Source organism: Proteus columbae (assembly GCF_009914335.1).
GTDB lineage: Bacteria > Pseudomonadota > Gammaproteobacteria > Enterobacterales > Enterobacteriaceae > Proteus.
Map to the genome: position 1 here is coordinate 3,316,224 of NZ_CP043925.1, position 25,240 is coordinate 3,341,463.

The 25,240-nt window shown below is 38.3% G+C and carries 19 protein-coding genes; 7 read left to right on the plus strand and 12 right to left on the minus strand.

What is annotated here, in order from left to right; translation table 11 throughout:
• Positions 1-5: 5 nt before the first annotated feature.
• From F1325_RS15535 to F1325_RS15565, 7 genes are all read right to left on the minus strand, one after another.
• Positions 6-491 (minus strand): fimbrial protein, encoded by a 486-nt coding sequence (locus tag F1325_RS15535; protein ID WP_109372983.1) that lies wholly within the window; start codon positions 489-491, stop codon positions 6-8.
• A gap of 4 nt (positions 492-495) precedes the next feature.
• The gene (locus F1325_RS15540) at positions 496-1,242 is read right to left on the minus strand and encodes a fimbrial biogenesis chaperone (RefSeq protein WP_109372982.1); all 747 of its coding nucleotides are present in this window, start codon (positions 1,240-1,242) and stop codon (positions 496-498) included.
• Between the two features lie 26 nt (positions 1,243-1,268).
• Positions 1,269-3,764, minus strand: coding sequence for a fimbria/pilus outer membrane usher protein (locus tag F1325_RS15545; RefSeq protein WP_109372981.1), 2,496 nt, complete (start codon positions 3,762-3,764; stop codon positions 1,269-1,271).
• 92 nt (positions 3,765-3,856) lie between these two features.
• Positions 3,857-4,423 (minus strand): fimbrial protein, encoded by a 567-nt coding sequence (locus F1325_RS15550; RefSeq protein WP_109372980.1) that lies wholly within the window; start codon positions 4,421-4,423, stop codon positions 3,857-3,859.
• Between the two features lie 1,231 nt (positions 4,424-5,654).
• Positions 5,655-6,932, minus strand: a complete 1,278-nt coding sequence (locus F1325_RS15555) for a sigma-54-dependent transcriptional regulator (protein WP_160230687.1) — start codon at positions 6,930-6,932, stop codon at positions 5,655-5,657.
• Positions 6,910-9,285, minus strand: a complete 2,376-nt coding sequence (locus F1325_RS15560; RefSeq protein ID WP_109372978.1) for an ATP-binding protein — start codon at positions 9,283-9,285, stop codon at positions 6,910-6,912. The genes F1325_RS15555 and F1325_RS15560 overlap by 23 nt, the downstream gene beginning before the upstream one ends.
• 57 nt (positions 9,286-9,342) lie before the next feature.
• Positions 9,343-10,632 carry an ABC transporter substrate-binding protein gene (locus F1325_RS15565; RefSeq protein WP_109372977.1) on the minus strand — a complete coding sequence of 430 codons (1,290 nt, stop codon included), beginning with the start codon at positions 10,630-10,632 and terminating at the stop codon, positions 9,343-9,345.
• Between the two features lie 313 nt (positions 10,633-10,945).
• On the opposite strand from F1325_RS15565, the gene F1325_RS15570 reads away from it, so the two are divergent.
• On the plus strand, positions 10,946-12,283 hold the full coding sequence (locus tag F1325_RS15570) for an MFS transporter (RefSeq protein ID WP_109372976.1): 1,338 nt from the start codon (positions 10,946-10,948) through the stop codon (positions 12,281-12,283).
• A 65-nt stretch (positions 12,284-12,348) separates the two neighbouring features.
• Positions 12,349-13,800: a pyruvate kinase gene (gene pyk / locus F1325_RS15575; RefSeq protein WP_109372975.1), complete on the plus strand. Its 1,452-nt coding sequence runs from the start codon at positions 12,349-12,351 to the stop codon at positions 13,798-13,800.
• Positions 13,801-13,906: 106 nt separating this feature from the next.
• Here pyk and F1325_RS15580 read toward each other — a convergent pair whose 3' ends face one another.
• Positions 13,907-14,311, minus strand: a complete 405-nt coding sequence (locus F1325_RS15580) for a Rap1a/Tai family immunity protein (RefSeq protein ID WP_109372974.1) — start codon at positions 14,309-14,311, stop codon at positions 13,907-13,909.
• A gap of 285 nt (positions 14,312-14,596) precedes the next feature.
• Between F1325_RS15580 and F1325_RS15585 the strand changes: the two genes are divergently transcribed.
• From F1325_RS15585 to F1325_RS15600, 4 genes are all read left to right on the plus strand, one after another.
• Positions 14,597-15,784 carry an ROK family transcriptional regulator gene (locus F1325_RS15585; RefSeq protein ID WP_244313527.1) on the plus strand — a complete coding sequence of 396 codons (1,188 nt, stop codon included), beginning with the start codon at positions 14,597-14,599 and terminating at the stop codon, positions 15,782-15,784.
• Positions 15,785-15,823: 39 nt separating this feature from the next.
• Positions 15,824-17,125 (plus strand): hypothetical protein, encoded by a 1,302-nt coding sequence (locus tag F1325_RS15590; protein ID WP_160230688.1) that lies wholly within the window; start codon positions 15,824-15,826, stop codon positions 17,123-17,125.
• 27 nt (positions 17,126-17,152) lie between these two features.
• Entirely contained in the window at positions 17,153-18,313 is a 1,161-nt protein-coding gene (locus tag F1325_RS15595) for an MFS transporter (protein WP_099660231.1), read from the plus strand.
• Positions 18,314-18,471: 158 nt separating this feature from the next.
• Positions 18,472-18,738, plus strand: a complete 267-nt coding sequence (locus F1325_RS15600) for a DksA/TraR family C4-type zinc finger protein (RefSeq protein WP_109372972.1) — start codon at positions 18,472-18,474, stop codon at positions 18,736-18,738.
• Between the two features lie 96 nt (positions 18,739-18,834).
• Here the strand turns inward: F1325_RS15600 and F1325_RS15605 are convergent, their stop codons facing one another.
• The gene (locus F1325_RS15605) at positions 18,835-20,571 is read right to left on the minus strand and encodes a pyridoxal phosphate-dependent decarboxylase family protein (protein WP_160230689.1); all 1,737 of its coding nucleotides are present in this window, start codon (positions 20,569-20,571) and stop codon (positions 18,835-18,837) included.
• Positions 20,572-21,264: 693 nt separating this feature from the next.
• Here F1325_RS15605 and F1325_RS15610 point away from each other — a divergent pair.
• Positions 21,265-21,714, plus strand: coding sequence for a hypothetical protein (locus tag F1325_RS15610; RefSeq protein WP_109372970.1), 450 nt, complete (start codon positions 21,265-21,267; stop codon positions 21,712-21,714).
• Positions 21,715-21,807: 93 nt separating this feature from the next.
• Here the strand turns inward: F1325_RS15610 and deoD are convergent, their stop codons facing one another.
• From deoD to deoA, 3 genes are all read right to left on the minus strand, one after another.
• On the minus strand, positions 21,808-22,524 hold the full coding sequence (gene deoD / locus F1325_RS15615; protein ID WP_100158856.1) for a purine-nucleoside phosphorylase: 717 nt from the start codon (positions 22,522-22,524) through the stop codon (positions 21,808-21,810).
• Positions 22,525-22,601: 77 nt separating this feature from the next.
• Positions 22,602-23,828 carry a phosphopentomutase gene (gene deoB, locus F1325_RS15620; protein ID WP_099074519.1) on the minus strand — a complete coding sequence of 409 codons (1,227 nt, stop codon included), beginning with the start codon at positions 23,826-23,828 and terminating at the stop codon, positions 22,602-22,604.
• A 66-nt stretch (positions 23,829-23,894) separates the two neighbouring features.
• Positions 23,895-25,217 (minus strand): thymidine phosphorylase, encoded by a 1,323-nt coding sequence (gene deoA / locus F1325_RS15625; protein WP_160230690.1) that lies wholly within the window; start codon positions 25,215-25,217, stop codon positions 23,895-23,897.
• Positions 25,218-25,240: the final 23 nt, after the last annotated feature.

Below are 25,240 nucleotides of genomic sequence, written 5' to 3' on the forward strand. Positions count from 1 at the left end.
CTCCGTTAGTTGTAATAAACCTGCATAGTTGCAGTCGCCGTAAAGGAGCCAGTTGGTAGCGCGGCGCCACTTTTTTTCACAAGTACAGCATAAAGCTCAGGTCGAGTTTGATAGTTAAACTTAAACGGCTCTGTCATATAAACATTGGTGTCAGCGGTTTTAAATAACACTCCTAAATCTGTCACGCTTGTTTTTAAATAACGCGTATCAAACCCAGCGCCGTCACCAGTAAATTTCAGTGACATACTTGGGTCACCTGTTGTTTTACAATCCAAGGTGTAATCCATTTTTTGTTTATAATTTTCGTTTTCTATTCTTGTGGTCATCACATCATTAAAGTTCACTTCAATAGGTTTACCATCGTTAATCTTGCAAGGGCGTGACTCCACACTCCCACTCACAGTCACTCTTAAAAAGCCAGAAACAGCCCATACAGAAGGAGCGAGAAAACTCATACAAAGAAAAAGTATTACACCTCGGAATATAAGCATAATATTACGCCTTCTTATCTTTGATATTTGCTGAACAAATATCTCCACGACATTGGAATGTTAAGTCAACCAGCCCACCAAAATCATTGAGATATTCAAGGGTAGGTGTCGCACCTAAATCACCCACTTTTGTTCCCAGTGAACGTTGACCAAAAGGTTCAATCATCACCGCTTCAAAGTCTTTTACTTCCGTATTGTTCTTTCTGACTTTGGTAATGGTTAAGTAATAAGGCGACGGATTTTTCACATTGTAATGGTCACTTTGTTTTTCAATCACAATGTCTTTTTCCATTGGATTAGCCTCTAAACGGCTTGGTGCAACAATGCTTTTTGGTCGATAAAACACTTTAATTTTTGTCTGTAATGCAATCTGTAAAACATTAGGAGAATCACTACGAGGTGGAATTTCACGAACATTAAGGTAATAAATACTTTCTCTGTCTGTGGGCAACATATTTGTTGCTGGTAATGCCTGTATTTTAATTTGGCTTTTGCTACCGGCTTCAATACGCTGAACTGGCGGTGTTACCACAAAAGGAGAATTGATTTTTTCATCTTTACTATTCTCAAGCCAAGACTGTGCTAAATAAGGTTTAGATTCATTTTCATTTTCTAAAACCATACTGACTGAGCGCTCACCTTCATTATATAAAACACGAGTTCTATCTAATGCGATAGCGGAATAAGCGGATTGAGAAAAAAGGCAAAGTGTAACGATAGCGCCAAATGTTTTTGTATTGATATATTTCATTTCATTCACCGTTGACTTAAATTTAATTACTTACAAGGAAGCAACAACATGTTGCTTAAATTATTTTCTAGCACTTGAGGTAATTGGAATTGGCAAGTTTCGCCATTCCAAGCAAGATCTAATGTTTCACCTGCTTTTACACCTGATAAATAAACAAAACCGTCATCCGAAATAATGCCGACTTCTAATTTATCTTTGTTATAAACACTGGCGCCAAAAGGAGGATGTTTCTTATCAGCCATAGTGATCACCGCTAAGACTTTCTCACCTTCAATCACGTTAAATTTACGGTAACCGATCGCCCCTTCTGTCAAGGTAGCGTATTGCGATGATTGAACAGCATCAGCATTTTCAGGAAGATTATTGATATCAATCGTAATATGGCTACGAGAATAGTTTTGCACACCCATTAAAACGGCTTTACCGTGACGGTTAGTTTCAATTGGTGTTAAACCTGTTTTAATCGGAATATCTTCAACATTATTGGTATCAACCAATATGCGTGAATTTCCCATTGAAGTGACTCGGTGGAATGCTCCCCCTTCTGGGGTTAGCGTTATCCCCCCCATTAATTGCATCGATAAAGCGCTTTGATTATTTTGGGTATAAGTTCCACTTGTCGTCAGTTTTGCTAAATTACCGTCGTAATTATAGAAACCTGACAGATTCACTTTATCGCTATCCCATGTACCCGCAGATAAGTTATAGGTACTTCTTTCATTCAGTCGCTCATAATAGTTAACAGAATTACTCGTATTATGGCGATTAAATGATCCCGAATAACTAATATTGGCGTCATTACGCTCTAGCGGTACACCTAATGACACATAAACCCCTTCGTCATTATTATGGCTAGATTCCACTTTATACGCGGATAAGTTAATGGATAGATTTTTAAAATTAGCCCAATCAAAATAACTAGAAACCGTAAAACTGTAGTTATCAGTTGAAGGTCGATTCCAATAGGTTTGGCGAGAATAGTTTAAATACGTATTGATATTGTAATCAGGGAAAGCTGTACCAAAGATGGCGGTATAAAGCTCTTTACCACTGTCAATATGAAGCCCACGATAACGACCATCTAAAAATTGAGTCATACTTAAATAGTCTCGTTGAGAGAAGCGATAACCCGCAAACGTGATCTGGCTATTTATTTGATCAAATTGTTTTGAATAGGTAACGTTATAAGAAGTACCAGATAGTGTCTTATCATCAAAATTACTGCCCATCTCAGCACGCGAAGCCGAAATATTAAAAGAAAGCACCCCAAATGGCGCTAAGTCTTGCCCTAGACCTAAAGCAATATTTTGATATTCAGTTGAGGCTAATAATCCGCCATAAATCGTGGTGTTATTCGCTGCCCCCCATGAAAAGGAGCCTAATGAAAATGCAGGACCTTCAGTGTCATGTTCATTTTTAGTTGGCTTACCCATCACCAACTTATATAAAAACTGGCCAGGTCTTGTCAGTGTACCTAAACGCGAGGTTTCTACTTTAAATGTTTGAACAGAACCATCTTGTTCTTCAATAGAAACATCTAAGGTACCGCCCCCAAATGTGTTGACGTCTTGAATTCGAAACGGCCCTGGACTTACTTCATTTTGATAAACAATACGGCCATCTTGACGCACAATAACCGTGGCGTTAGTTCTTGCAACTCCCGCAATTTCAGGTGCATAGCCCTGTAAACGAGGAGGGATCATCGCGTTATCACTTTCTAATGAAGCCCCTAAATAGCGAAAACTATCAAAAAGTTCTGATGATAAATATTGTTCACCTAACGTTAATTTAGCGCCTAAAGATCGAATAGCTCGGAAAATATAAAGCTGGTTCCAACGCCATGATTTATCGTTGCTATTTAAATTACCGCCAGAGGCTTGCCAATCTGAACGAAAACGCCAAGCGCCCATATTAATGCCCATTACACCACTAATATTGGTTCCCGTTTCGGTCCTTTTATCGTTGTTTTCATATCGAATAAGGCGATTACTCATATTGTAATCAAGAAAGGATCCCGCAATACCATCATCCCAACGTGATGGAGGATCCCAACTCGGATCTTGATATTCCATAAAGGCTTGAGGAATGCTGATATTTAAAATACCAGTGTAAAGATCACCCACGGCATTCATATTTGGCACGGAGCGGAAATCAAGACACTGGGTATTATTTGTTGTTAACCAAGTGACTTTTTTTTCCCATTCAGATTTTAAACCTAAAATGGGATAAACCTCTGGGGTGATACAAGGAATAGATAATTCTGCGTTGTAATCTGGGGCAAAAAATAAAATAGGCTCTTCGTTTCTTACTCTTTGTTTATTAACGTCGGTCGCCAGTAAATGAGTGCCCGGCTGAATATAATTTGCGTAAGAAAATTTAGTAAAATCGGTATTTTCAATACCCTTATCAGTTAAAAAGTCGGTATTGAAATCTACTGCTTCTTCTGCAAAAACAGGCAACGAAAAAGGAACAAAGAATAAAAGCATTACTTTTGTGATCTTATTTATTTTCATGCTTTTCATTTTGCTATGCCATCCTCAGCATTATTAACAGAAGATAATATTGATGAGATGCATGGCGCCTAAGCGCCACACATCTTATAAAAAAACAACAATTATTCGTAAATAACTTTGAAGTTAGCTACTGTGTCGAAAGAACCCGTTGTTGCTTTCTTATCAACAGCTTCATTACCTTTCACGTAAGCTGAGAACTGCAATGTTGTGAGAGAGCCGTCACCATTATTTAAAGCGTGACCTGCTACTGGGAAACCTTGACCAAAAGTAATTGGATTATTACCACGGTCAGTGATAACGATACCTGCATTTTGTACTTTGCCACCTAAGCCCAGTAATTCGCCAGTATAACCGTCAAAACCACTTACAGTTGCACCAGTGAATGATACTTTTGCAGTTTTGTAAGTTTCAGTTGAGCAGTTTTTCAGAATAATATCGAAGTTTTCGCTATCTGAACGGAATTTATTGCTAGTCAGTTCATGCAATGCGATTTCACCAAACTTAACAGTTTGATCTAAACTTTTATCATCGATTGAACAAGGAACATCATTGATAAAGCCAGTAAAACGCACTTTACCTTCACGGCTTTCCGCTGGATCTGCTGCAAAGCTAGGAGCAGCAACAACTAAAGATAACGCAACACCTAAAGCTAATTTAGTAAATTTCATAAAATTTCCTTTATATACAATAAAGATAGTGATATTTCTTGGCTTCTGACTAAATAAGCGATAAATAATAAATACATCGCCCTTCTACAATTTAAACTTCTTTAAACTTCACAGATCCATATAAAACCAAGATAGGGGATATCCTACGAATGCGTCCTTTATGCATTCATATTCAAATTAATTCACGGAATAAGTTAACCGTATTAACTTTTTTAAACGTCGTTTTTAAATATTTTAGAAATTAAGTTCCTTAATTAATAAAAACATCTTAATTTGATATATAAATAAGTAATAAATTTTAATCAGAAAGTAAGAGTAAAAAATTAAAGAAAAGAAACGATTTAAATAATATTTCTTTACTTGTTTTGCAATAAAATACTCTCAAAAGGCGTAAATTAAGTCAAAAATCAAAAAATGATATTATTAGTATAATTCGAGGATAATTATCAAATGAAACAATTCTTTAAATGACCAATTAAAGTATCTTAAACTAAAATCACATATAGATTAGATATTATTACTTAATAAAAAATAAAGTCGCCATCATTAATACTTACAATAAGTAAAATAAATATAAAAACTAAATAAATAAAACAAACCAGTTTTTTATAACGAAAACATATCAAAATATAGAAAATAATATCTTACTGACACGATAAAGCCAGCATATATACAAAAACACTTAGGATTCATCTCAATTGAGAAATTATATTATATTCTTTAATTTAACTAAAAATTAGATAATCTAATTATGACAACATGTTTAAATATCGTTAATTTGTTTTCAACAAGAATTAAAAATAAATTATAAATACAAATTAAATATGATACTCTTTTAAAGAATATTCTTTTTAATATAGTCAATTATGGAATAATAACAATAATATCTCGTAACTGTTATATAAAAATACCATTATTAACGTCAAATAAAGACACCCAACTTTTATATTTAGCTATTAATAAGATTTTAAGAAAAATAAATTTAAAACAGCTCACTATTTTGACTCGCAAAAGGTGTAAATATTGAATAAAAAAAATAACAGAGTTTTTATCCACAACAAGACCCATTAAAATATAAAAAATGATAAACTCTATCTTTTTGCGATTACAGGTAAAATAAAAGACAAAATAAACTTAATATTAAATATTAAATATTAAATATAATAATAACAAAAGAAAACTGTGAAAGAGCGCCAGTATGGCGCTTCTTTGTTATTGAATAGCGGGTAAATCAAACTTTTGGTTTATAGCTATCTTTATCGAGATCATGTTTTTTCATTCGTAAATACAGCTTCTTACGTGGAATACCCAAATAATCCGCCACATCACTAACACGTCCCGCAAATAAATATAACGCATCTTCTATTAATCGACGCTCATATTCATCCACAAGATTATCCAAAGGGCCTTCAGGTGGAATAATGGCGCGATGTTGTTCACTATCAACCATTTTCACAATACCTACCGCATATAATTCAGCAACATTTCGTAACTCACGAATATTACCCGGCCAATCGTAACGCTTTAAAATATCGAGATAATTACGATCAATTTTCGGTACTACAATACCGAGCCTCTGTGCACTTTGTCGTAAGAAAGCCCTAAATAACGGAATAATGTCTGGACGTCTGGCACTTAACGGAGGCAGTGAAAAAGTGATTTGTGAAAAATAGTAATAGAATTCAGGGATTAATCGCCCTTCTGTTACCAGTTGCTGTGTATTATTTTCTAAAATTGCAATCGTTCTAAAGTGGCGCTTTCCTTGGCGTTCCATATCTAATAGATAAGAACTTAACCAGCGTTGTGCCTCAGATGATAAATCATATGGAGAACGTAAAATCAGTGTTCCGACTTCATCTGCTTCAATTTGGGCAATAACCTGTTTTATATCCGCTAAATTTTGGCAATCGACGGTTTGGATAGCTTTATCACTATGCGGGCTTAATTCATGCAATAGTTGCGCAAGAAGATGTCGCCCTGTTCCCATCTCACCTTCTATCATTAAATCTTTATCGATATCGGCAATTTGTTGTACTTGCTCTCTAATCGCGGTGATTTGCGCACTGTCTCCCACTAATCGCTCTTGTGTGGTACTTATTACCGCATTCCTAAGCGAAAGAATGGATTGACGCTCTTTGTGTGCCTTCGCCACTAACTCTAAGAAAACAGGTGGATTAATCGGTTTTTCAATAAAATCATAAGCGCCTTTTTTTACCGCTTCTACGGCTAACGGTATATCGCCATGTCCTGTGATCATGATAACGGGGATACGAGAGTCAATTTGTTTAATACGCTCTAATACTTCCATGCCATTCATTGCTGGCATATAGATATCAAGTACAACAGCACCCTGCCATTCTGGTGTTAAAAGGCTTAATGCTTTTTCTGGTGAGTCGGTTACTCTAGCAACCATTCCCGCAAGATTGAGTAAATGGCGATAAGATTCAAGAATATCTTCATCGTCATCAATTAATAAAACGTCGATATCAGGCATGTGTGATTGTGTCATCTGTAAACTCCAAAACAACCATGGCGCCACCATTTAATGTAGAGGCCAAGTAAATTTCATAACCAAACCGTTGCATAATTGAACGGCAAATGGATAACCCTAACCCAAGCCCCACATCTTTTGTGGTTGTAAATGGGGTAAATAGTTTTGGTAAAACATCTGAATTGAATCCTTTTCCACTGTCCGCGATCGCCACTAATTTTCGTTTAGGATCAACAGATAAAAGATCAATTGTGATTTGGCTTTCACCAACACCCGCAATGGCATCCATTGCATTAACAAACAAATTAACCAAGACTTGCTCAATTTGTGTCGGGTCTGCGCAAATGGTTAATTCATCAGGAATATTATTCGTAATAATGCACTGCTCTCGTTTAGAACGGGACTCCACCAGCACCATCGCACTGTCTACCAGCTCTTTTAATGGCGCTGAAACAAAACTAATTTCAGACGAAGATTTACGTGAAAAATTACGCAATGCAGTAATTATTCGATTCATTCGTGCGCACAGCTTTTCAATGCGTTCGATAGAATCAGGTAATTGATCATATTTTTCCATCTGCATAGTCAGTTTTGCACTGTATAGATAGGTGTTGATTGCAGAGAGTGGCTGATTAAGCTCATGTGCAAGGCTTGTCATCGCCTGCCCTACAACTGCCATTTTAGCTGCTTGTACTAACTCTTCTTGTGTCTGAATTAAATGTTTCTGTGCCTGTTCACGCCGTAATATCTCTTCATTCAATTGCTGGTTTTTATCCTGCAAATCTTGTGTTTTTAATGCCACCAGCCGTTGAAGCTCTAATCTGCTTAGCTCTTGGCGCGTAATATCCGTGATAGTCACAATATATTTGTGTTCATCTTTATGCGGATATTCTCGAATATTAAATTGTAAGAAATGAGGCTCACCTTCTTTTAACATTCTGATCGTGCATTCACTCTGCCCTAATAAGTAAAGCTGACCACTTGAACTAAATTGCACTTTAAGCATGGTGCTCGCCTCACCACTAAACAGTAACCAGAGTGGCTTATTGTTTTGCTCTTTTCCTGTGCCTAATAGTGTTGCTGCACTTGGGTTTACCGTTTCTATTCTGCCATCGTGGTGACAGGTAATTAAACTTGCATCGGTATTATTAATAAGATTTAACGCATTGCTGGTTTCAACTTCTTTCATTTGACGCCAAAATCGACGAAGTCGGCGACTTAACAGGCCAATTTCATCTTGTCCTTCAATCAGTACAGGCTCCGTTAAATTACCTTTGGCTACATGCGCTAAGTCATCACTTAGTTTATTCAATCTTGCGATAAGTCTTCTATCAATCAAGATTTTCATCACAATAATACTCAGCAATAGTGATGCAATAATGATGACAACAATAACGATTTTCCCTGTTGCCATTAGTTTGCGGGTATTATCATTAAGTTTATTTAGCGCCTCACTTGTAGCAAAAACATTACCTCTGACGGCATTATCAAATTGTGATAATTTTTCATTTAATTCAGGGGTTAATGCTTTGAGCTTTTTCTCGTTTTCCACATCATCAATCAGTGTTTGATAGATATCACCGTCATAACGGGTGATCGCAATAATCTCTTGTAATACCTGACGATGGGCAATAGTCGATGGATAGCTTTTTAGTTTCTGATTTAAAGCAATAATTTCATCAATTTTGACGCTGATATAGTGGAAAGCGACATCAATATCACGGCTATAACGTTGATGTGCAATTTCTTCAACCAAGCTGATTAATTCATTTTCTGTCGTAAACAACTCTTGTAATAAGGTTGATTCCAATAGGAGTTGTAGGCTGTTTTCCTGTACATTTTTTTCATTGATCATTTGGCTGACATGCCACTCAATTTCATTAAGGAGTGGTTTAATGTCTTCACCAACGGCGTCATGCATCCACGCTAATTGCCCTAATAATTGTGCAAGGCGGTTTTCTAATTCACGTCGTTTATCCAATAATACATCTTGTTGATTAATAAGCTCCGATAACTCATCAACAAGTTGAGTATAAAAATCACGCTGTGGCTTTTGCTCAATAGGAAACTTACGCAAATTATCTAATAACTGATGAATTTCCTGCTGTTGTTGCTCTGAAATCGATTTTCGTTGAGTCTGTTCTCGCTCTTTTAATAGCATCTGTAAATTGGTGCTATAACGCTCCATGGTATAGCTGGTGGTTAACATCGGTAGAGACTCTCCCACTGACGCGTTAATTTGTGTCGCCAGTTTTCCCCACATAAAAAAGATAACCACACCAATCAATAAGGTGAGTAAAGAACTAAAGATAAACGCCATATACAGGCGTCTACCTAGTTTACCAAATTGTTTAGGCACTAATAATTTCATCCGTAATACCTTTCATAAAAACAGCGCTTCCTGCTGTATATTTGAACCACAAGGCGGTTAGGGTGATTTTGTCTCTTTCAATAAAACCAGTGCTTGTTCAAGCCTTTCAGCTTCTAATGTGCGCCATTGATACAGCACAGCTAATGCTTGATCAGAGTATTCTCGCTGATCGGCTTCTTTCATAAATAACGCTTGTAATGTCGGTGAATTAGCCTCTTTTTCGCTAATAAGCACTGAACTTGCTATTTTTCGCGCTTTACTGATCGCAGAAATACGTTCTGGCGTTTTATTTTCCTGTCTTTCTGCTTCGTGGATATCATTCCAAACTTGGCGCATTAAAGGAAAATTATGGGTGATCATTTGATCAAATAACGCATTAACGACTTCACTACGGCGATACGCCTCATTGCTGTTTAAAATAAATTCCGTGTTATTAGCAAGTTCATCGTTATTACGTAAAATCTCTTTACTTAATGGGATCTTTGCCATATCACTTTTATAGATGATCTCTTGTCCTTCATCCGATAAAAGAAAGGCAATAAATTTAGCTGCGGTGTCTCTTTTACTGCTTTCGGCAACAATAGCAACATAAGCTGGTAAAATAATCGACTTATCAAAATAGCTAAATTCGACAAAATCAAAGCGTTTCTGATGATTAAAAGCGTAGTTATCGATAATTGGGCCTGCACCTACAATACCTCTGGCGATAGCATCACTGACACGGGAACTACGTGCCGAAATCGAGGAAAGATTACCACTGGTTTCAAGTAAGATCTGCCATCCACGCTCCCAGCCGTACTCTTGTAGCACATTTTCCACCATCAATTGCATCGTGCCAGAGTTTGCTGGAGTGGTCATAGTTAAGTGCCCTTGGTAAATCGGATCACTTAAATCAACCCAGCTTTTAGGTGCCGGAATACCCAATTTTTGTAGGTATTGCGTATTGCTCATAATACCAATACCGGAATAGCCAACCGTGGTTATCTTGTCGTTTAAGATATCACTATGGCGCGTTAACCATTTTGGCGTTTCGTAATTGACGGGTAATCGCGCCAGTAGCCCTTCTCTATCTAGATGATGGAAAAAATTAGCCGATGACGACATCACAATATCAACTGGCTGTGTGGGATATTGTTTCATCATCCGTGTCGCAATCGCAACGCGACGATAAACCACTTGCACCTTAGTATCTGGATAACGTGCACTAAAAGCCTCTGTAAGTGGTCGCATTGGTGTATCTGAAAGAGTCGTCAGTATAACAAGTGGCTGCTCATCACTACGCACGGGTGTGATAAACAGCCAACTAAACAGTAAACAGACGAGGCTCAGTGTTATTTTTATTCTCATGGACATACCCCTGGTTTTGTTTTGAATAAACATAAAAATGTGTCGAACTTCAAACTTCTGATATTTAGCAATATTTATTATTTTTGGCTAATGAGTCCTTAATGACTCATTTCTAACAATGATACGACGATATCTTCACTCATTTTTAAACCAACGCCTAATAGCGATGTTACAAATTTGACTCACCGATTCAGCAGAATGTGTCATCGATGACTCAAATTCCCTCTTTTGCACCAAGATGACCTAAATGAATAGCATCAGCTCTGAAAACCAAAATCAGCTTCAGACATGAATAATATTCGGAGTCATCTCTATGCTAAGTTTCTTTAAAACCAGAAAGGATCTGCCGCTAATAGAAGCGTCAAGTGAAAAGATCCGCGCAATATATAAAAAGCACCAATGGCAGGTCTTCTTTGGTCTTGTTCTTGGTTATGCCATGTTCTATGTGGTTCGTATGGCACTCGGTGTGGTGAAAAAACCTATGCTGGATGCAGGTATCGTAACCACCGCTGAACTCGGTTTAATGGGTTCTGCGTTCTTCTTTACCTATGCATTTGGTAAGTTCTCTAACGGCTTCTTGTCAGATTATGCCAATATTGGACGCTTTATGTCCATCTCGTTAATTGCCTCTTCCTTTGTTTGTATCTTCATGGGAATGTCAACGGCGAGCCTGTTCTTTATCCTTTTATGGGGTATTAACGGTTGGTTCCAGTCTGTGGGTTCAGCACCTTCTTGTGTCTCTATCTTCCAATGGTTCTCACCAAAACAGCGCGGTACAGTTTATTCCATCTGGGGTGGCTCGCGTAATATCGGTGAAGCAATTACGTGGATCTTAACGGCAACCATAGTGAGCTTCTTCGGCTGGCGTGCAGGTTTTATCGGTGCCGGTATCGCAGGTATTGCTGCGGGTATCATCTTACTGATGATTTTGAAAGACCGTCCTCGTACTTATGGCTTACCTGATCCAGCAACCGCATATGGCGAAGAGTCAGAAGCCGTTAAATCAAGTGATCCTAAAGAAACACGTCGCGCTCAGTTATTCGTATTAAAGCAACCAACAGTGTGGATCATCGCAGCAGCATGTGCGGCTATGTATATCTCTCGTTATGCAATCAGTTCATGGGCAGTTCTTTATCTACAAGGTTCAAAAGGCTACTCACTGATTGATGCGGGTTTCGCAATGTCTACTTACCCAATCGCTGGTTTCTTCGGCGCAATCTTAGCGGGTATGGCTTCAGACAAACTGTTTAACGCTAACCGTCATATTCCAACTCTAATTTATGGTATCGCCAACATCGCTGGTTTTGCACTGATGTTCTGGGGTCCACAAAGCCGTGTTATGGATGCTGTTGCATTAAGTATGGTTGGTTTTGCAATGGGTGGTCTGGTTGTGTTCTTAGCAGGTTTAACCGCTTGTGACCTGATGCCGAAAAACGCAGTAGGTGCAGTAAAAGGCTTTATCGGACTGTTCGCTTACATTGCAGCATCGGCTCAAGAACTGATTTCAGCATCACTGATTAAAGTCACACAAGTTGGTGATATCACTCACTACGACTTCACCACAGTACAGTATTTCTGGATTGGTTCTGCCATCGTTTCCATGATTTTAGCGACGCTAGTCTGGAATGCGAAAAAAGTTACCATGGATTAATGAATTAATTAAGTTGTCATCAAGGGATACCTTTGGGTATCCCTCTTTAAAAAGAGAATGTCATTATGCGTAAGACAAAAATTGTTGCGACTCTTGGCCCAGCTAGCTGCTCAGAACAGATGATTGAAAAGCTGATTATCGCAGGTGCTAACGTATTTCGTTTAAACTTTTCACACGGCACTCGCGAACAGCATCAGGCCACAGCCGCAACTATCCGTCAGGTCGCAGAAAAACATCGTGTATTTATCGGGATCTTAGCTGACCTGCAAGGCCCGAAAATTCGTATCGCTAACTTTAAAAATGATTCAATTCAATTAAAACAAGGTGATAGCTTTATTCTGAATGCAGATTTAGACAGCACATTAGGCGACGAGCAACAAGTTGGTTTGGACTACCCACAACTTGTTCAAGAAGTCACACCAGGGAATATTCTGCTACTTGATGATGGCAATATTCAATTACAAGTCAGCGCCGTCAATAATAATAAAATAGAGACTGTCGTTACTGTTGGAGGCAAATTATCTAACCGTAAAGGCATTAACTTACTTGGTGGTGGTTTATCTGCTCCTGCATTAACAGACAAAGATAAACAGGACATACACACAGCAGCCGCTATTCAAGCAGATTACATCGCCGTTTCATTCCCACGTAATGGTGCTGATATTGAATATGCACGAGGCTTAGTGATTGCAGCAGGAAGTCACGCCAAAATCGTTGCTAAAGTTGAACGAGCTGAAGTGGTTTCTTGTGAAGAAAACATGGATGACATCATTAAAGCATCTGATGTCATTATGGTGGCACGCGGTGATTTAGCAGTAGAAATTGGTGATGCCAGCTTACCAGGCGCACAAAAGCAACTGATTGCACGTTGTCGCGCATTAGGTTGCCCTGTTATTACCGCAACTCAAATGATGGAATCGATGATTGAAAGCCCAATGCCAACGCGTGCTGAAGTGATGGATATTGCAAATGCCGTAGGTGATGGAACGGATGCTGTGATGCTTTCAGCGGAAACGGCAGCAGGGAAATACCCTGTAGAAGCCGTTAGTGCAATGGCGCGAGTCGCTGAGGGAGCTGAGCGTTCTTTTGCAGCAAACGCAGAAAACCCATGGCAATCACCGTCTTACTATTCACAAACAGGTCGTTGGATTGCATTAGCAGCGGCAACCACAGCATTCCATGACGACAAGCATTTAAGTGTTGCGGCATTAACAGAAAATGGCAAATCAGTGACCTTATTGTCACGCTTTATGCCAAACAACAACGTATATGCATTAACCGATAATCCCGCACTTGCAGGTCAATTAACTGTATTACGTGGTGTAACACCTGTGGCTTATCAACGTCAAAATAATAATGACTGCGATGAAAGCATCATGCAAAAACTGCAAACAGAGGGATTATTAACAGACATGAATTCACTCTTGATCACCCGTTTATCAACTTTTGAGAAAACCGGTGAAAGCGATTGTTGTCATCTTGTTCCTGTAAAACAAGTTGAAGCAGCGACGGCTTGAGTGTCTTCCATCAAGGGGCTTATGAGAGAGGCAACCTGAAGTAAATAACAAGAAAAAGAGCACACCAAAATCATTTTAGCCACAGGGAGTGTGGCTATTTTTCTTTCTACTTATCGCAAGGATAAGCATCTTGTAATGCAAGAATATAAACCAATTCTATGGGTGCATTTTTTTGTTTCTGCTTAACAATGGGATTTTTATCTAAATAAGCATCAATATGCTTAACCATAAAATCTCCATTTTGTTCTATTTTAGGCGGTGGACAATAAAGAGGACGAAAATCATCGTTATTTTGATTCTCAATTTTCACAGCAACAGCATAAAAATTCAATCCATTCGCAATACCGTTTAAATAAGCTTGTGTCACGGACTCTAATTGTTTATTGGCAGGATTATCTTGGGTAAGCAATTGTTTAACTTGAAGATAAGCACTCAGCGTTATCGCTTGTGAATACACAGGGAATAACAATAACATTCCTATTACCCCCTTTAATAACATTCCTTTTTTCATTCTGATGTTCTCTTTATTTCAATAGATATGGATTTAATTCTAGTCGTTTTATTGCGTTAAGAATATGTGCAGTGAATATATACACTGAAGATCTTTTAGAGGATCACATTGTGCAAATCAAACTTATCAAATTGTGATCATAAACTCATTTAGGATGGTTTCTAAACTAATTAGTTTATTTATACTTTACAAAGTAAATAAAACGGTGCATAACTATCAAACACAGACGATTTTATATAAAAAAAACATCTTTTAGTTTTGTTTCTAAACAAATGGAGTAGTAACGTGACACCGAACGTACCCAATACATTACGGCAAATGAATGCCTCGCTTGTATTAAATGTCATTCGTCATCAAGGTCCTTTGTCACGGGCTCAGATAGCCAAAGTTAGCGGGATTACAAAAGCGACGGTGTCTGAAATTATTAACGATCTCCTTGAAGAAAAAATCGTTTATGAAAGCGGAGTCAGTTCGCCAGCAGGACAAGGCAGAAAAGGTATTTTAGTTAACTTCGATCCTCAACACAGTTTAGGCGTCAGCATTGACTTAGGTGGAACCAAGATAGCTTATGCGGTTTTTAACTTAGATGCCGAATTGTTGTATGAATATCAAGAACCTACCTTTGATACTGACGACCGTGATGACTTTATTACGCAATTTGCACAAAGTATTGAAAATGTGATCGAAAAAAGCGGCGTAGACCGTCAAAAGATCAATGTTATCGGTGTCGCCACACCAGGGATCATCGATATCAAAAATGGTGTTGTGCTAGAAGGCTCCCCTAACTTACCTCAATGGGATAACTTACCTTTAGCACAACAGCTTACAGAAAAACTCAATGTACCCGTTGTACTCGAAAATGATATTCGTGCCGCACTTGTGGGTGAAATGTGGAAAGGCCGCTGCCGTCATACGCACAGTTGTGCACTGATTGGTATTGGCACAGGATTAGGCTCCGCCTTGCTGATGGATGGAAAAGTTATCCGCGGCGCAAACAATGCAGCTGGTGAAATCGGCTATATGATGTTTGCTCGTGATCATCTTTTTCGTAATTGGCGCAATAAAGGGTGCTTTGAGAGTTTCTGCTCCGGCTCAGGTTTAAGTGAGCGAATGGCGAGCTTGAAAGGGGAAAATCTTAGTGCGATTGAGATTATTCAAGCCTCACAACAAGGTGATCCGCTTGCTCAATCCTTAGTTGAGGAAATGGCAGATTATCTTGCTATCGGCATTATGAATTTAGTCGCCATTGCAAATCTGGAAAAAGTGGTATTAACAGGCGGGATCACCCGTTCTGCTGACACCTTTTTACCGCGTGTTCAGGCAAATCTAGATAGACATTTATTTGCTAACACCAAAGTGAATATCGAGCTTTCTGAATTATGGGAAAAAGGCCCGCTTTATGGCATTGCTATTCTCGCCTTAGCTACGGTTTATCCATCAATTCAATTTATGCCCGAGATCCAATTGAGATAACCCTAATAAAAAAGTCTTTAAACGAGATGGGAGCGACTCATGGCAGGAATACATCTTCACCCACATGATATTTTAGACGAAGGCATGCCCGCTATTCTTCAACGCCTTGACGGTATGAAGCATGTTGAGCATTTATTTGTCGAAATTAATACGATTTTTGAACGTAACCCTTACCCTGTTGGCGATCTGCCTCATAACCCTATTCATAATGTGGTTATGGGAACTGGTACACTACACATCAATACTCATACTGATTTTCCTCGTCTGAGCCAACGTGTTGATCCCACAATTTTAGCGGGTGCAGATCCGCTAATGACGATAAAAAAAGCCACTGATGGTGGAAAATATAAAGTCATCCCATGGGCTAATATTCTTAATGGCGACTTCATAGGGGATGTAGAACATAATCAAGTAGTGGACTTTAAAGGCCGTCCACAAGCGCATTGGCTCTGCCCTAACGCTCCCGATGTTGCACAACTTTGGCAAAAGACATTCACAGCATCAAAACAAAACTACGGTTATGACACCTTTTTAATTGATCGAATTCGATTCCCTGATTGGGCAGGCAAAGAAGTGAATCCAGCAGGGTTATTTACCTGTTTTTGCCCTCACTGCGAAAAGAAAATGGTGCAACAAGGTTTACCCGTTAATGAAATCAAACATCGCCTTGCTGCTTTAGCTGATTCATTAAAACAAGGGGATTTCGAAACACCTGTTACCGCATTAAAAGAAGAACCTCTGTTAAAAGCATGGCAACTATTTCGCCAACAAAGTGTGACTCAATTGGTTGAGAAATTACTGTCTGATGCAAAACAAACAGCAGGTGGAATTACGTTATGGCTCGATTTGTGGCCACCTGCTTACAGTTGGATCTTAGGTCAGAACTATCATGAATTAACGCGTTATTCTTCAACACTCAAACATTTCCCTTATCATAAATTAGGGGGTGGTGCAGATGTTCAAGGGTTAATTAATCATTTTGCTCATGATAGTGAAAGCCAAGAGCGTGCATTTACTGCGTTTAAACGTTTATTTGAACTACCTTATGATATTTCATATGAAACCTTTAAACAGCAAGGCTTCCCTATTCACTTTGTTGCAGAACAAAATAATAAAGTTCGCCAGCTTTCACAGCCAAATACCTTTATTTATAGCGGTATTCAAATGTGGAATTTACCAGCCTCTCAATTAATTGAAGCGGTTATTGCTGCCGAAGAAAGTGCATGTGATTCTCTGCTCTATTATTGCTACGGATGGGCGACGCAAGAGTTATTTGATGCGATTGGTGAACACAATACACCTAATAATAACTCTTATAATAACAACACAGTTAAAAAATAATACACCGTGGAAAATCAGGATCAAATTATGGCTAAACAACAAAAATGGAAAGTTTTTTTCCTTCTGTTTGTCACGATGTTTTTACTCGGTGGCATTCAAAATACAAAAGGGCTTATTCTCGAACAGGTTCAACATGATATTTCATTAAATATGAGCCAAGTAGGCTCATTAATTACCTTTTTCCAAATCGGCTTTTTAGTCGCCAGTTTATTAACGGGCTATTTTACCGATAAGAAAGGGTTAAAAGTCATGATGTTTATTGGCTCATTAATGATGGCTGTCGGTTTAACAGGAACCAGCCTTGCTTTCAATGTGATGCTATTTTTTGGCTTTTATCTGGTGATTGGTTTAGGGATTGGCTCGATGCTTGTCTCTATCGTGACTGTTATTCCCACTTTCTATAAAGAGAAAGCAGGGATGATGTTTAACGTCTCTAACGCCATGTTTGGTGTAGGGATGATTGTCACCCCACTTATTTTACAATATCTCTTCTCACACTCTATTTCATGGCGTACCTTTTATGTGGGTGTTGCCGTTATTGTTGCTGTGATTATTTTAGTATTAAGCACCTTAAAAATAGAAAGTAGCGCACAAGTCGATATGAAATTCAGTGACTTTTTAGAGTTACTGACACAAAAGTCACTGTTACTGGTTATTTTATTTATCACTTTATATGTTGCCGCCGAAGCCGCGTTCTTAAACTTCTTCCCTATTTTCTATACCTCTATGGATATTGGGAATATGAGCAATGCGCAAAAAGCAGAAACAGCGGCTTATGTTATTTCTAGTTTTGCTTTCTTATTTACTATCGGTCGCTTTATTGGTGGCTTTATTAACCTTGCATTAGGTGATCGCAAAACGCTTATTCTGTTCTCACTGTTCTCTCTGATAGCCATTATTGTTAGCCGTATTTTTGTGCAAGATGTTGTTTATCTATTTATGGTGTTTGGTTTTGCATTATCTGTTCTATTTCCAACAGCCGCAGCGGTTGCTACAAAATTAACCAGCAAAAGTGGCTCGGTGATGGGACTTATTTATGTTGCTTCAGGATTGGGCGGAGCCTTAGCGGGTTCATTAATTGGTCAGGTTTCAGAAAGCTATAATGTTTCTGTTGGCTTTAACCTAATTATCGTATTCGTCGCCCTCTTCTTTATTATTTCTCTGTTTATTAGAGAACAAAAACAATAACAACGACGTATTATGCCTCTAAAATTTACCCCTCTGCATGAGGGGTTTTTTATTTCTCTTGCAATATCCTAAGACGCATTTCTCCTTTCCATCTGTTGATTTTTTCACCAAAGCCCCAATAATAATGTTTATATTCACTGTTAAAGTAGGAGAATATGATGGCAAGTGGATGGGCTAATGATAGTGCTGTTCAAGAGCAAATCGATGCCACCATTGATGATGCAATTGCAAGAGCTCGCAATCAAATGACACAAGGCGAAAGCGCTGCGTTTTGTGATGAGTGCGGTGATCCAATCTCTGTGGCTCGGCAAAAAGCCGTTCCTGGCGTACGTTATTGTTTAAATTGCCAAGAGGTAATTGATAAAAAGAATAATACCTTTAGTGGATATAATCGCCGTGGTAGTAAAGATAGCCAACTCAGATAATCTGCAACTATTATCATATAAAACAAAAACTGTACCTTAATATGAGTTTCCTCTATTAAAGTACAGTTTGTTTTATTTAATCAGACAAGGGTTTAATTAGATTTTTGCAGCCTTTTTCGAGCTCATATTTTGACTCATTTCAGTTAAAATCTTCATGAAATTATCAATATGTGCGCGTTCAGTATTTGGGTTCATAAATACCGCTTTTTCACCTGGAAGATAAATATAACGGTTATTTTTTGCATATTTAGAACAAGCAATAGAATCAACCCAGTTAGTAAATAAGCCTTCTCTACCACGCTGTAAGAAAAGTTTTCTATGCCACTGAGTATTGTGAACCATAAAATCATACGCTTCTTTGTCTGTAGCGCACGTTAACTCTATATCAAAAGCAACATTAGGATCTTTCACTAAGTTTGGATCATACAATTTAAAGCCAACACTTGGCCCTTGGTTTTGTGGCACGATCACTTTTGCATTGCCCATCTCTAATAACTGATGGCGCATATAGTTCGCGTTTTGCAAACAGTGGGCAATAATAGTTTGGTAACCTTCAATGCCCATATAGTGCATCGCAGAATAAGCACCAAAAATACCCACACCACTACGTGTACATTCAATAGTTGATTGTAAGTGGGTTTGACCTTCTAATTCGTGCTCAAAATAGGTGAAGTTTTCAGGATCGTTTTCCAGTGCAACGAAGTCATTACCATTTTTCACTAGTACTAAGCTTGAGGTGTAAGGTACATATCCCCATTTGTGGAAGTCTATAGTGATAGAGTCGGCATATTTCAGATGTTTGAATTTCTCAACGTTCTGGCGTAAGCCTTCTAAAGTAACATCATTAATTGCTAGAGGGTTACCGCTAAAGTCATATTCTAAGAAGAAAATAATCGGCCAACCAACGGCAGCATCAACGTGGACATGTGGCTTAACAGGGATCTCAAATTCTTCACATAAGCGGTCACGTAATTCACAAACACCTTTCACATCATCGACACCAAAGGTATCTGTTGTGCCTGTGGTTAACATGATAGTTGGCACTTTACACTTAACAGTAAAGCAGGCTCTTAATTCACGCTCTAAGTGTTCTAGATTAATAGTATTATCTTCAGATACTTTAATGCGGATCGTTTTGTTATCGACATCAACACCTAATAGTGCAAGGTTGGTCATGTTTGAATAGTGACCACCTTGAGAGTTAATAATGCGATAGTCTTGATCTGCTGCCATACCTAAATGCTTAGAATTTGGCATAGATTTACGTAAACCAAAAAGATAACCATATAAGTTACACATGGTGCCACCTTGAGTGAATACACCAGAGGCAACTTCAGGATCGTATCCCACTAATTTTGCGACTTTTTTGATCGTCACTTTTTCTAACGCATCAGCAACACCTGAATATTCGCAATACACCATATTAGGATTGCCCATTAATCCTAAGATTGATCCATAAACACCTGGATCACTTGGCATCGCAATAACGTTTTCAACGGCGAGTGGGTTTTCCCAGTTTTTACACAGTGTCGAAACTAACATCAGTAATTCATTAGGATCGTTTTCTGGGTAATTAATGTTTTGTTGGATTTGTGTATCTGCCATTAAACGTTCAAATAATTGTGGCCCATTAGAATAACGCTGTAATTGGTCATTATCATTAGTCGTTGTTTTTCTAAACTGTGTAATCGATTGGATGGTTTTATCCTGAAATATCGGCCAATACTTCGGATCTCGGCTGAAAAAGTGAGCAATAACGTCGTGGTATTTCTTCTCAAATTCCGCATTTAGAATGTTATCAGAAGATAGACCTAATAAATCTTGATTTTTCACTATATTCTCCAAATAGAAACCGACAAAATTTTAAATTGATTGCATAGCAATACTATACATTTTCTAATTAAATTAGTTAGTGCTTCACGCGATCGCATTGGTTCTGCTGGCAACCACATAAAACAAAATATTTTATTTAATATCAATATAATAGAAATCTTCGGAAAGTTAAATTTACAGATATGATTATTTCATTTATATACTTATGTGACTGACATCACAATGAAAATAAAGATAAAAACAAAAATAATCACCTGCAATACTATTAACTATTTGAAATATAATCAAAATATAACAATAGAATGCTAACCAACTGATATTACTGAACTCTTAATTTAATTAATTGAATTAATCTGTTATTTCTACAATTGGCACAGTGAAAATTACATTTAATTTAATTAAAAAGAACAAAATCAAACGAAATCACTATGATATTTTTCATAATTAGCAAATTAATTCTAATTTTAACTATTATTAGGTATAAAATATTGGATAAGGCTGATTTGGCAGATAACATTCAATGAAAAAATAAACAAAGAAATTATCGCAGTTGATTATTCTGGAAATAACACAAATATTGGTTAAAATGAAAATTAGTAACTTGGCTAAATAATCAGAATATTTACTCTACATATTTTGTTTTCTTTGCCGATACTTAAAGTAATAGAGTAGGTAATTAACGGAGAACACAATATGAAAGCACATATAGCTGTTGTTGCTGTATTCGTATTATTATCCGCAAGTGTCCATGCTGAAGAATTTACCTGCCAACTTGAAAATGGTAAGTATGTCAGTGTATCCGCTGAACAGGGAAAACCCCCAGTGTATCGTTATGGCACACTTGCTAAAACAGAGATAACACTACCAGTACCTCAACAACCCAATAATAATGTCTTTTATGGACATCAGATGTTTGTTGCAGGGGCATCGACTTATGTTCGATTTAAGAATGGGAACTACAGCTACGTTGTTTACGACGGTGAAGGTAGAGGATGGCAATTTAATGGTGTTATTGTTTATAAAGACAATAATATTCTCAGTAAAAAAGAGTGCAAAGGGCCATTAACACCAAGCCTGGATAATTTAAAAAATTACTCAATTAAAATGGATCCTTATTTAGAAACCTATATTTATGCGCCTTAATTTGCCATATTATTGATTAGACATAAAAAAACCCAATTCAAAGAATTGGGTTTTTACTATTATTAAGCAACATTAAGCAACGAGATGTATTGATTAGTCTTCTAATAACAGAACAGATTCTAATGCAATTTCAATCATTTCGTTAAAAGTCGTTTGACGCTCTTCTGCTGTAGTTTGTGTCCCTTTTTTGATGTGATCAGAGACAGTACAGATAGTCAGTGCTCTTGCACCATATTCAGCAGCAACACCATAGATACCAGCAGCTTCCATTTCAACACCAAGGATGCCGTATTTTTCCATAACATCAAACATTTCTGGATCTGGAGAGTAGAACAGATCAGCAGAGAAGATATTACCAACACGAACTTTAATATCTTTTGCTTTAGCTGCAGATACTGCATTTTGAACTAATTCAAAATCTGCAATAGCAGCAAAATCTTGGTCTTTGAAACGCAGACGGTTAACTTTAGAGTCTGTACATGCACCCATACCGATAACAACGTCACGTAGTTCAACGTCTGGTAATACTGCACCACATGAGCCCACACGGATGATCACTTTTACGCCGAAATCAGTAATTAATTCTTTTGCGTAAATTGAGCAAGAAGGAATACCCATACCGTGACCCATAACAGAAATCTTACGGCCTTTATACGTACCTGTAAAACCTAACATACCACGAACGTTATTTACTTGACGGACATCTTGTAAAAAAGTTTCAGCGATGTATTTAGCACGAAGCGGGTCGCCCGGCATTAAAACGACATCAGCAAAATCGCCCATTTCTGCGTTAATATGAGGGGTAGCCATAACTCTTCCTTTTAATTGATCTTTTTACTATTTAAATATTATTCGGTAGGTATATTGCTATACCTACCGAAATAAAATTAGAACATCGCTTTACCGTAATCGACTGGTGATAAACCGAAGTATTTCACGACAGTTTGACCGATATCCGCGAAGGTTTCACGATGACCTAATGAACCTGGTTTAACTTTAGGACCATAAACCAGAACAGGAATGTGCTCACGAGTATGATCAGAACCTGGCCAAGTTGGGTCACAACCGTGGTCTGCTGTTAAAATAAGAATGTCATCTTCTTTTACCAGTTCCATCAGTTCTGGTAAGCGACGATCGAATAACTCAAGTGCTTCACCATAACCTACAGCATCACGACGGTGACCGTAAGAGGAGTCAAAATCAACAAAGTTGGTAAAGACGATAGTGTTATCACCCGCAAGTTTCATTTCTTCAAGTGTCGCATCAAACAGAGCATCAATACCCGTTGCTTTCACTTTCTTAGTGATACCTACGTTTGCGTAGATGTCAGCAATTTTACCGATAGAAACAACGTGGCCTTGTTTTTCATCAACCAGTTTTTTCAACATAGTTGGTGCTGGTGGCTCAACCGCTAAATCATGACGGTTACCTGTACGAGCGAAGTTACCTGGTTTGTCACCGATAAATGGACGCGCAATAACACGACCAATGTTGTAATCGCCTTTGTTTAGTTCATCACGAGCAATTTCACACAGCTCATATAATTCATCTAAACCGTAAGTTTCTTCATGACATGCAATTTGGAATACAGAGTCAGCAGAGGTATAGAAAATCGGCTTACCGGTTTTCATATGCTCTTCACCCAGTTCATCCAAAATCACTGTACCAGATGCGTGGCAGTTACCTAAGTATCCAGGTAATTTGGCACGTTTAACGATGTTTTCTAACAGCTCTTGTGGGAATGAATTTTTCAGTTCTTTGAAGTATCCCCAATCAAATAGAACAGGAACACCTGCGATTTCCCAGTGGCCTGACGGAGTATCTTTACCAGAAGAGATTTCACTCGCGTAGCCATAAGCACCGATAATATCTGCGTTTTTGTCTAAACCGATAGGGAATTTACCTGTTGATTCTTCCGCAGCTTTACCTAAACCTAAACGGCAAAGATTAGGTAAATGAAGAGGACCTTTACGACCGTCTCTATCTGCTTTACCGTCAGCAAACGCTTGTGCGATATGCCCTAAAGTGTCTGAACCTTGGTCACCGAATTTCTCCGCATCACCGGCAGCACCGATACCGAAGGAATCTAATACCATGATATGTACACGTTTCATAATTCTCTCTCCAGTGTCATTCTCCGTAGGCTACGGATATGTCACTTATAAATCGTAATTGAGTTCTTATTCGCTGATTTGGCGGTACACCATTGGTGAAGCTTCGCGTTTGCTGTCACCAATTACCATCGCTTTACGGACTTCAGCCGCAGCTTCTTGCCATGACTTTTCACTGTTAGCATGGATCATTGCTAAAGGTGTATCTGTATTGATCTCAGCACCAAGTGCTGCGATGTCGCTTAAGCCAACACTGTAATCAATAGCATCAGTCGCTTTACGGCGACCGCCACCTAATGTCACAACAGACATACCTAATGCACGTGTATCCATCTCTGTGATGAATCCTGTTTTCTCAGCGAATACAGGTTTACTTAATACCGCAGTTGGCAGGTATTTATTGTAGTTTTCAACAAAATCAGTTGGGCCTTTCTGTGCTGCAACCATACGACCAAAGACTTCTGCTGCTTTACCGTTATCCAACACATCTTGCAGTTTTTGGCGAGCTTGTTGACGCTCATCCGCTAAACGACCCGATACTAACATTTCAACACACAGCGCCATAGTGACTTCAAATAGACGTGGATTACGATATTCGCCTGTTAAGAATTGAACCGCTTCACGAACTTCAACCGCATTACCTGCGCTAGAAGCTAATACTTCGTTCATATCAGTTAACAGTGCAGTGGTTTGACAGCCAGCGCCATTTGCTACTTGGACAATTGACTCAGCCAGCTCTTCCGATTTTTGATAAGTCGGCATAAAAGCACCCGAGCCAACTTTAACGTCCATCACTAATGCATCTAAGCCTTCAGCTAATTTTTTACCTAAAATAGATGCAGTGATAAGCGGGATTGAATCAACTGTAGCAGTAATATCACGGGTAGCATAAAAGCGTTTGTCAGCAGGTGCTAATGAATTAGTTTGTCCAATGATGGCAACGCCGACATTGCGAATAATGTCGCGGAATTTCTCATCATCAGGGAAAATATCAAAGCTCGGAATTGCCTCAAGCTTATCTAATGTTCCGCCTGTGTGGCCTAATCCACGACCAGAAATCATAGGAACATAACCACCACAAGCAGCAACCATTGGCCCTAACATCAGTGAAGTAACATCACCCACACCACCGGTTGAATGTTTATCAACAATTGGGCCATTTAAGTTTAGGCTTTTCCAGTTCAGTACTGAACCGGAATCACGCATAGCTAATGTCAAAGCAACACGCTCTGGCATTGTCATGTCGTGGAAATAAATAGTCATTGCTAAGGCAGCAATTTGACCTTCAGAAACAGTATTATCTCTGACGCCATTAATGAAAAAACGAATTTCTTCCTCAGTTAAAGGATGACCATCACGCTTTTTACGAATAATCTCTTGGGCAAGAAACACTGCAACCTCCTGGTTTTATAGCA

What these genes read in the sequence shown, in the direction of transcription:
- F1325_RS15535 (WP_109372983.1), bottom strand. Translation starts at nt 491, where the DNA reads ATGCTTATATTCCGAGGTGTAATACTTTTTCTTTGTATGAGTTTTCTC.
- F1325_RS15540 (WP_109372982.1), bottom strand. Translation starts at nt 1,242, where the DNA reads ATGAAATATATCAATACAAAAACATTTGGCGCTATCGTTACACTTTGC.
- F1325_RS15545 (WP_109372981.1), bottom strand. Translation starts at nt 3,764, where the DNA reads ATGAAAAGCATGAAAATAAATAAGATCACAAAAGTAATGCTTTTATTC.
- F1325_RS15550 (WP_109372980.1), bottom strand. Translation starts at nt 4,423, where the DNA reads ATGAAATTTACTAAATTAGCTTTAGGTGTTGCGTTATCTTTAGTTGTT.
- F1325_RS15555 (WP_160230687.1), bottom strand. Translation starts at nt 6,932, where the DNA reads ATGACACAATCACACATGCCTGATATCGACGTTTTATTAATTGATGAC.
- F1325_RS15560 (WP_109372978.1), bottom strand. Translation starts at nt 9,285, where the DNA reads ATGAAATTATTAGTGCCTAAACAATTTGGTAAACTAGGTAGACGCCTG.
- F1325_RS15565 (WP_109372977.1), bottom strand. Translation starts at nt 10,632, where the DNA reads ATGAGAATAAAAATAACACTGAGCCTCGTCTGTTTACTGTTTAGTTGG.
- F1325_RS15570 (WP_109372976.1), top strand. Translation starts at nt 10,946, where the DNA reads ATGCTAAGTTTCTTTAAAACCAGAAAGGATCTGCCGCTAATAGAAGCG.
- pyk (WP_109372975.1), top strand. Translation starts at nt 12,349, where the DNA reads ATGCGTAAGACAAAAATTGTTGCGACTCTTGGCCCAGCTAGCTGCTCA.
- F1325_RS15580 (WP_109372974.1), bottom strand. Translation starts at nt 14,311, where the DNA reads ATGAAAAAAGGAATGTTATTAAAGGGGGTAATAGGAATGTTATTGTTA.
- F1325_RS15590 (WP_160230688.1), top strand. Translation starts at nt 15,824, where the DNA reads ATGGCAGGAATACATCTTCACCCACATGATATTTTAGACGAAGGCATG.
- F1325_RS15595 (WP_099660231.1), top strand. Translation starts at nt 17,153, where the DNA reads ATGGCTAAACAACAAAAATGGAAAGTTTTTTTCCTTCTGTTTGTCACG.
- F1325_RS15600 (WP_109372972.1), top strand. Translation starts at nt 18,472, where the DNA reads ATGGCAAGTGGATGGGCTAATGATAGTGCTGTTCAAGAGCAAATCGAT.
- F1325_RS15610 (WP_109372970.1), top strand. Translation starts at nt 21,265, where the DNA reads ATGAAAGCACATATAGCTGTTGTTGCTGTATTCGTATTATTATCCGCA.
- deoD (WP_100158856.1), bottom strand. Translation starts at nt 22,524, where the DNA reads ATGGCTACCCCTCATATTAACGCAGAAATGGGCGATTTTGCTGATGTC.
- deoB (WP_099074519.1), bottom strand. Translation starts at nt 23,828, where the DNA reads ATGAAACGTGTACATATCATGGTATTAGATTCCTTCGGTATCGGTGCT.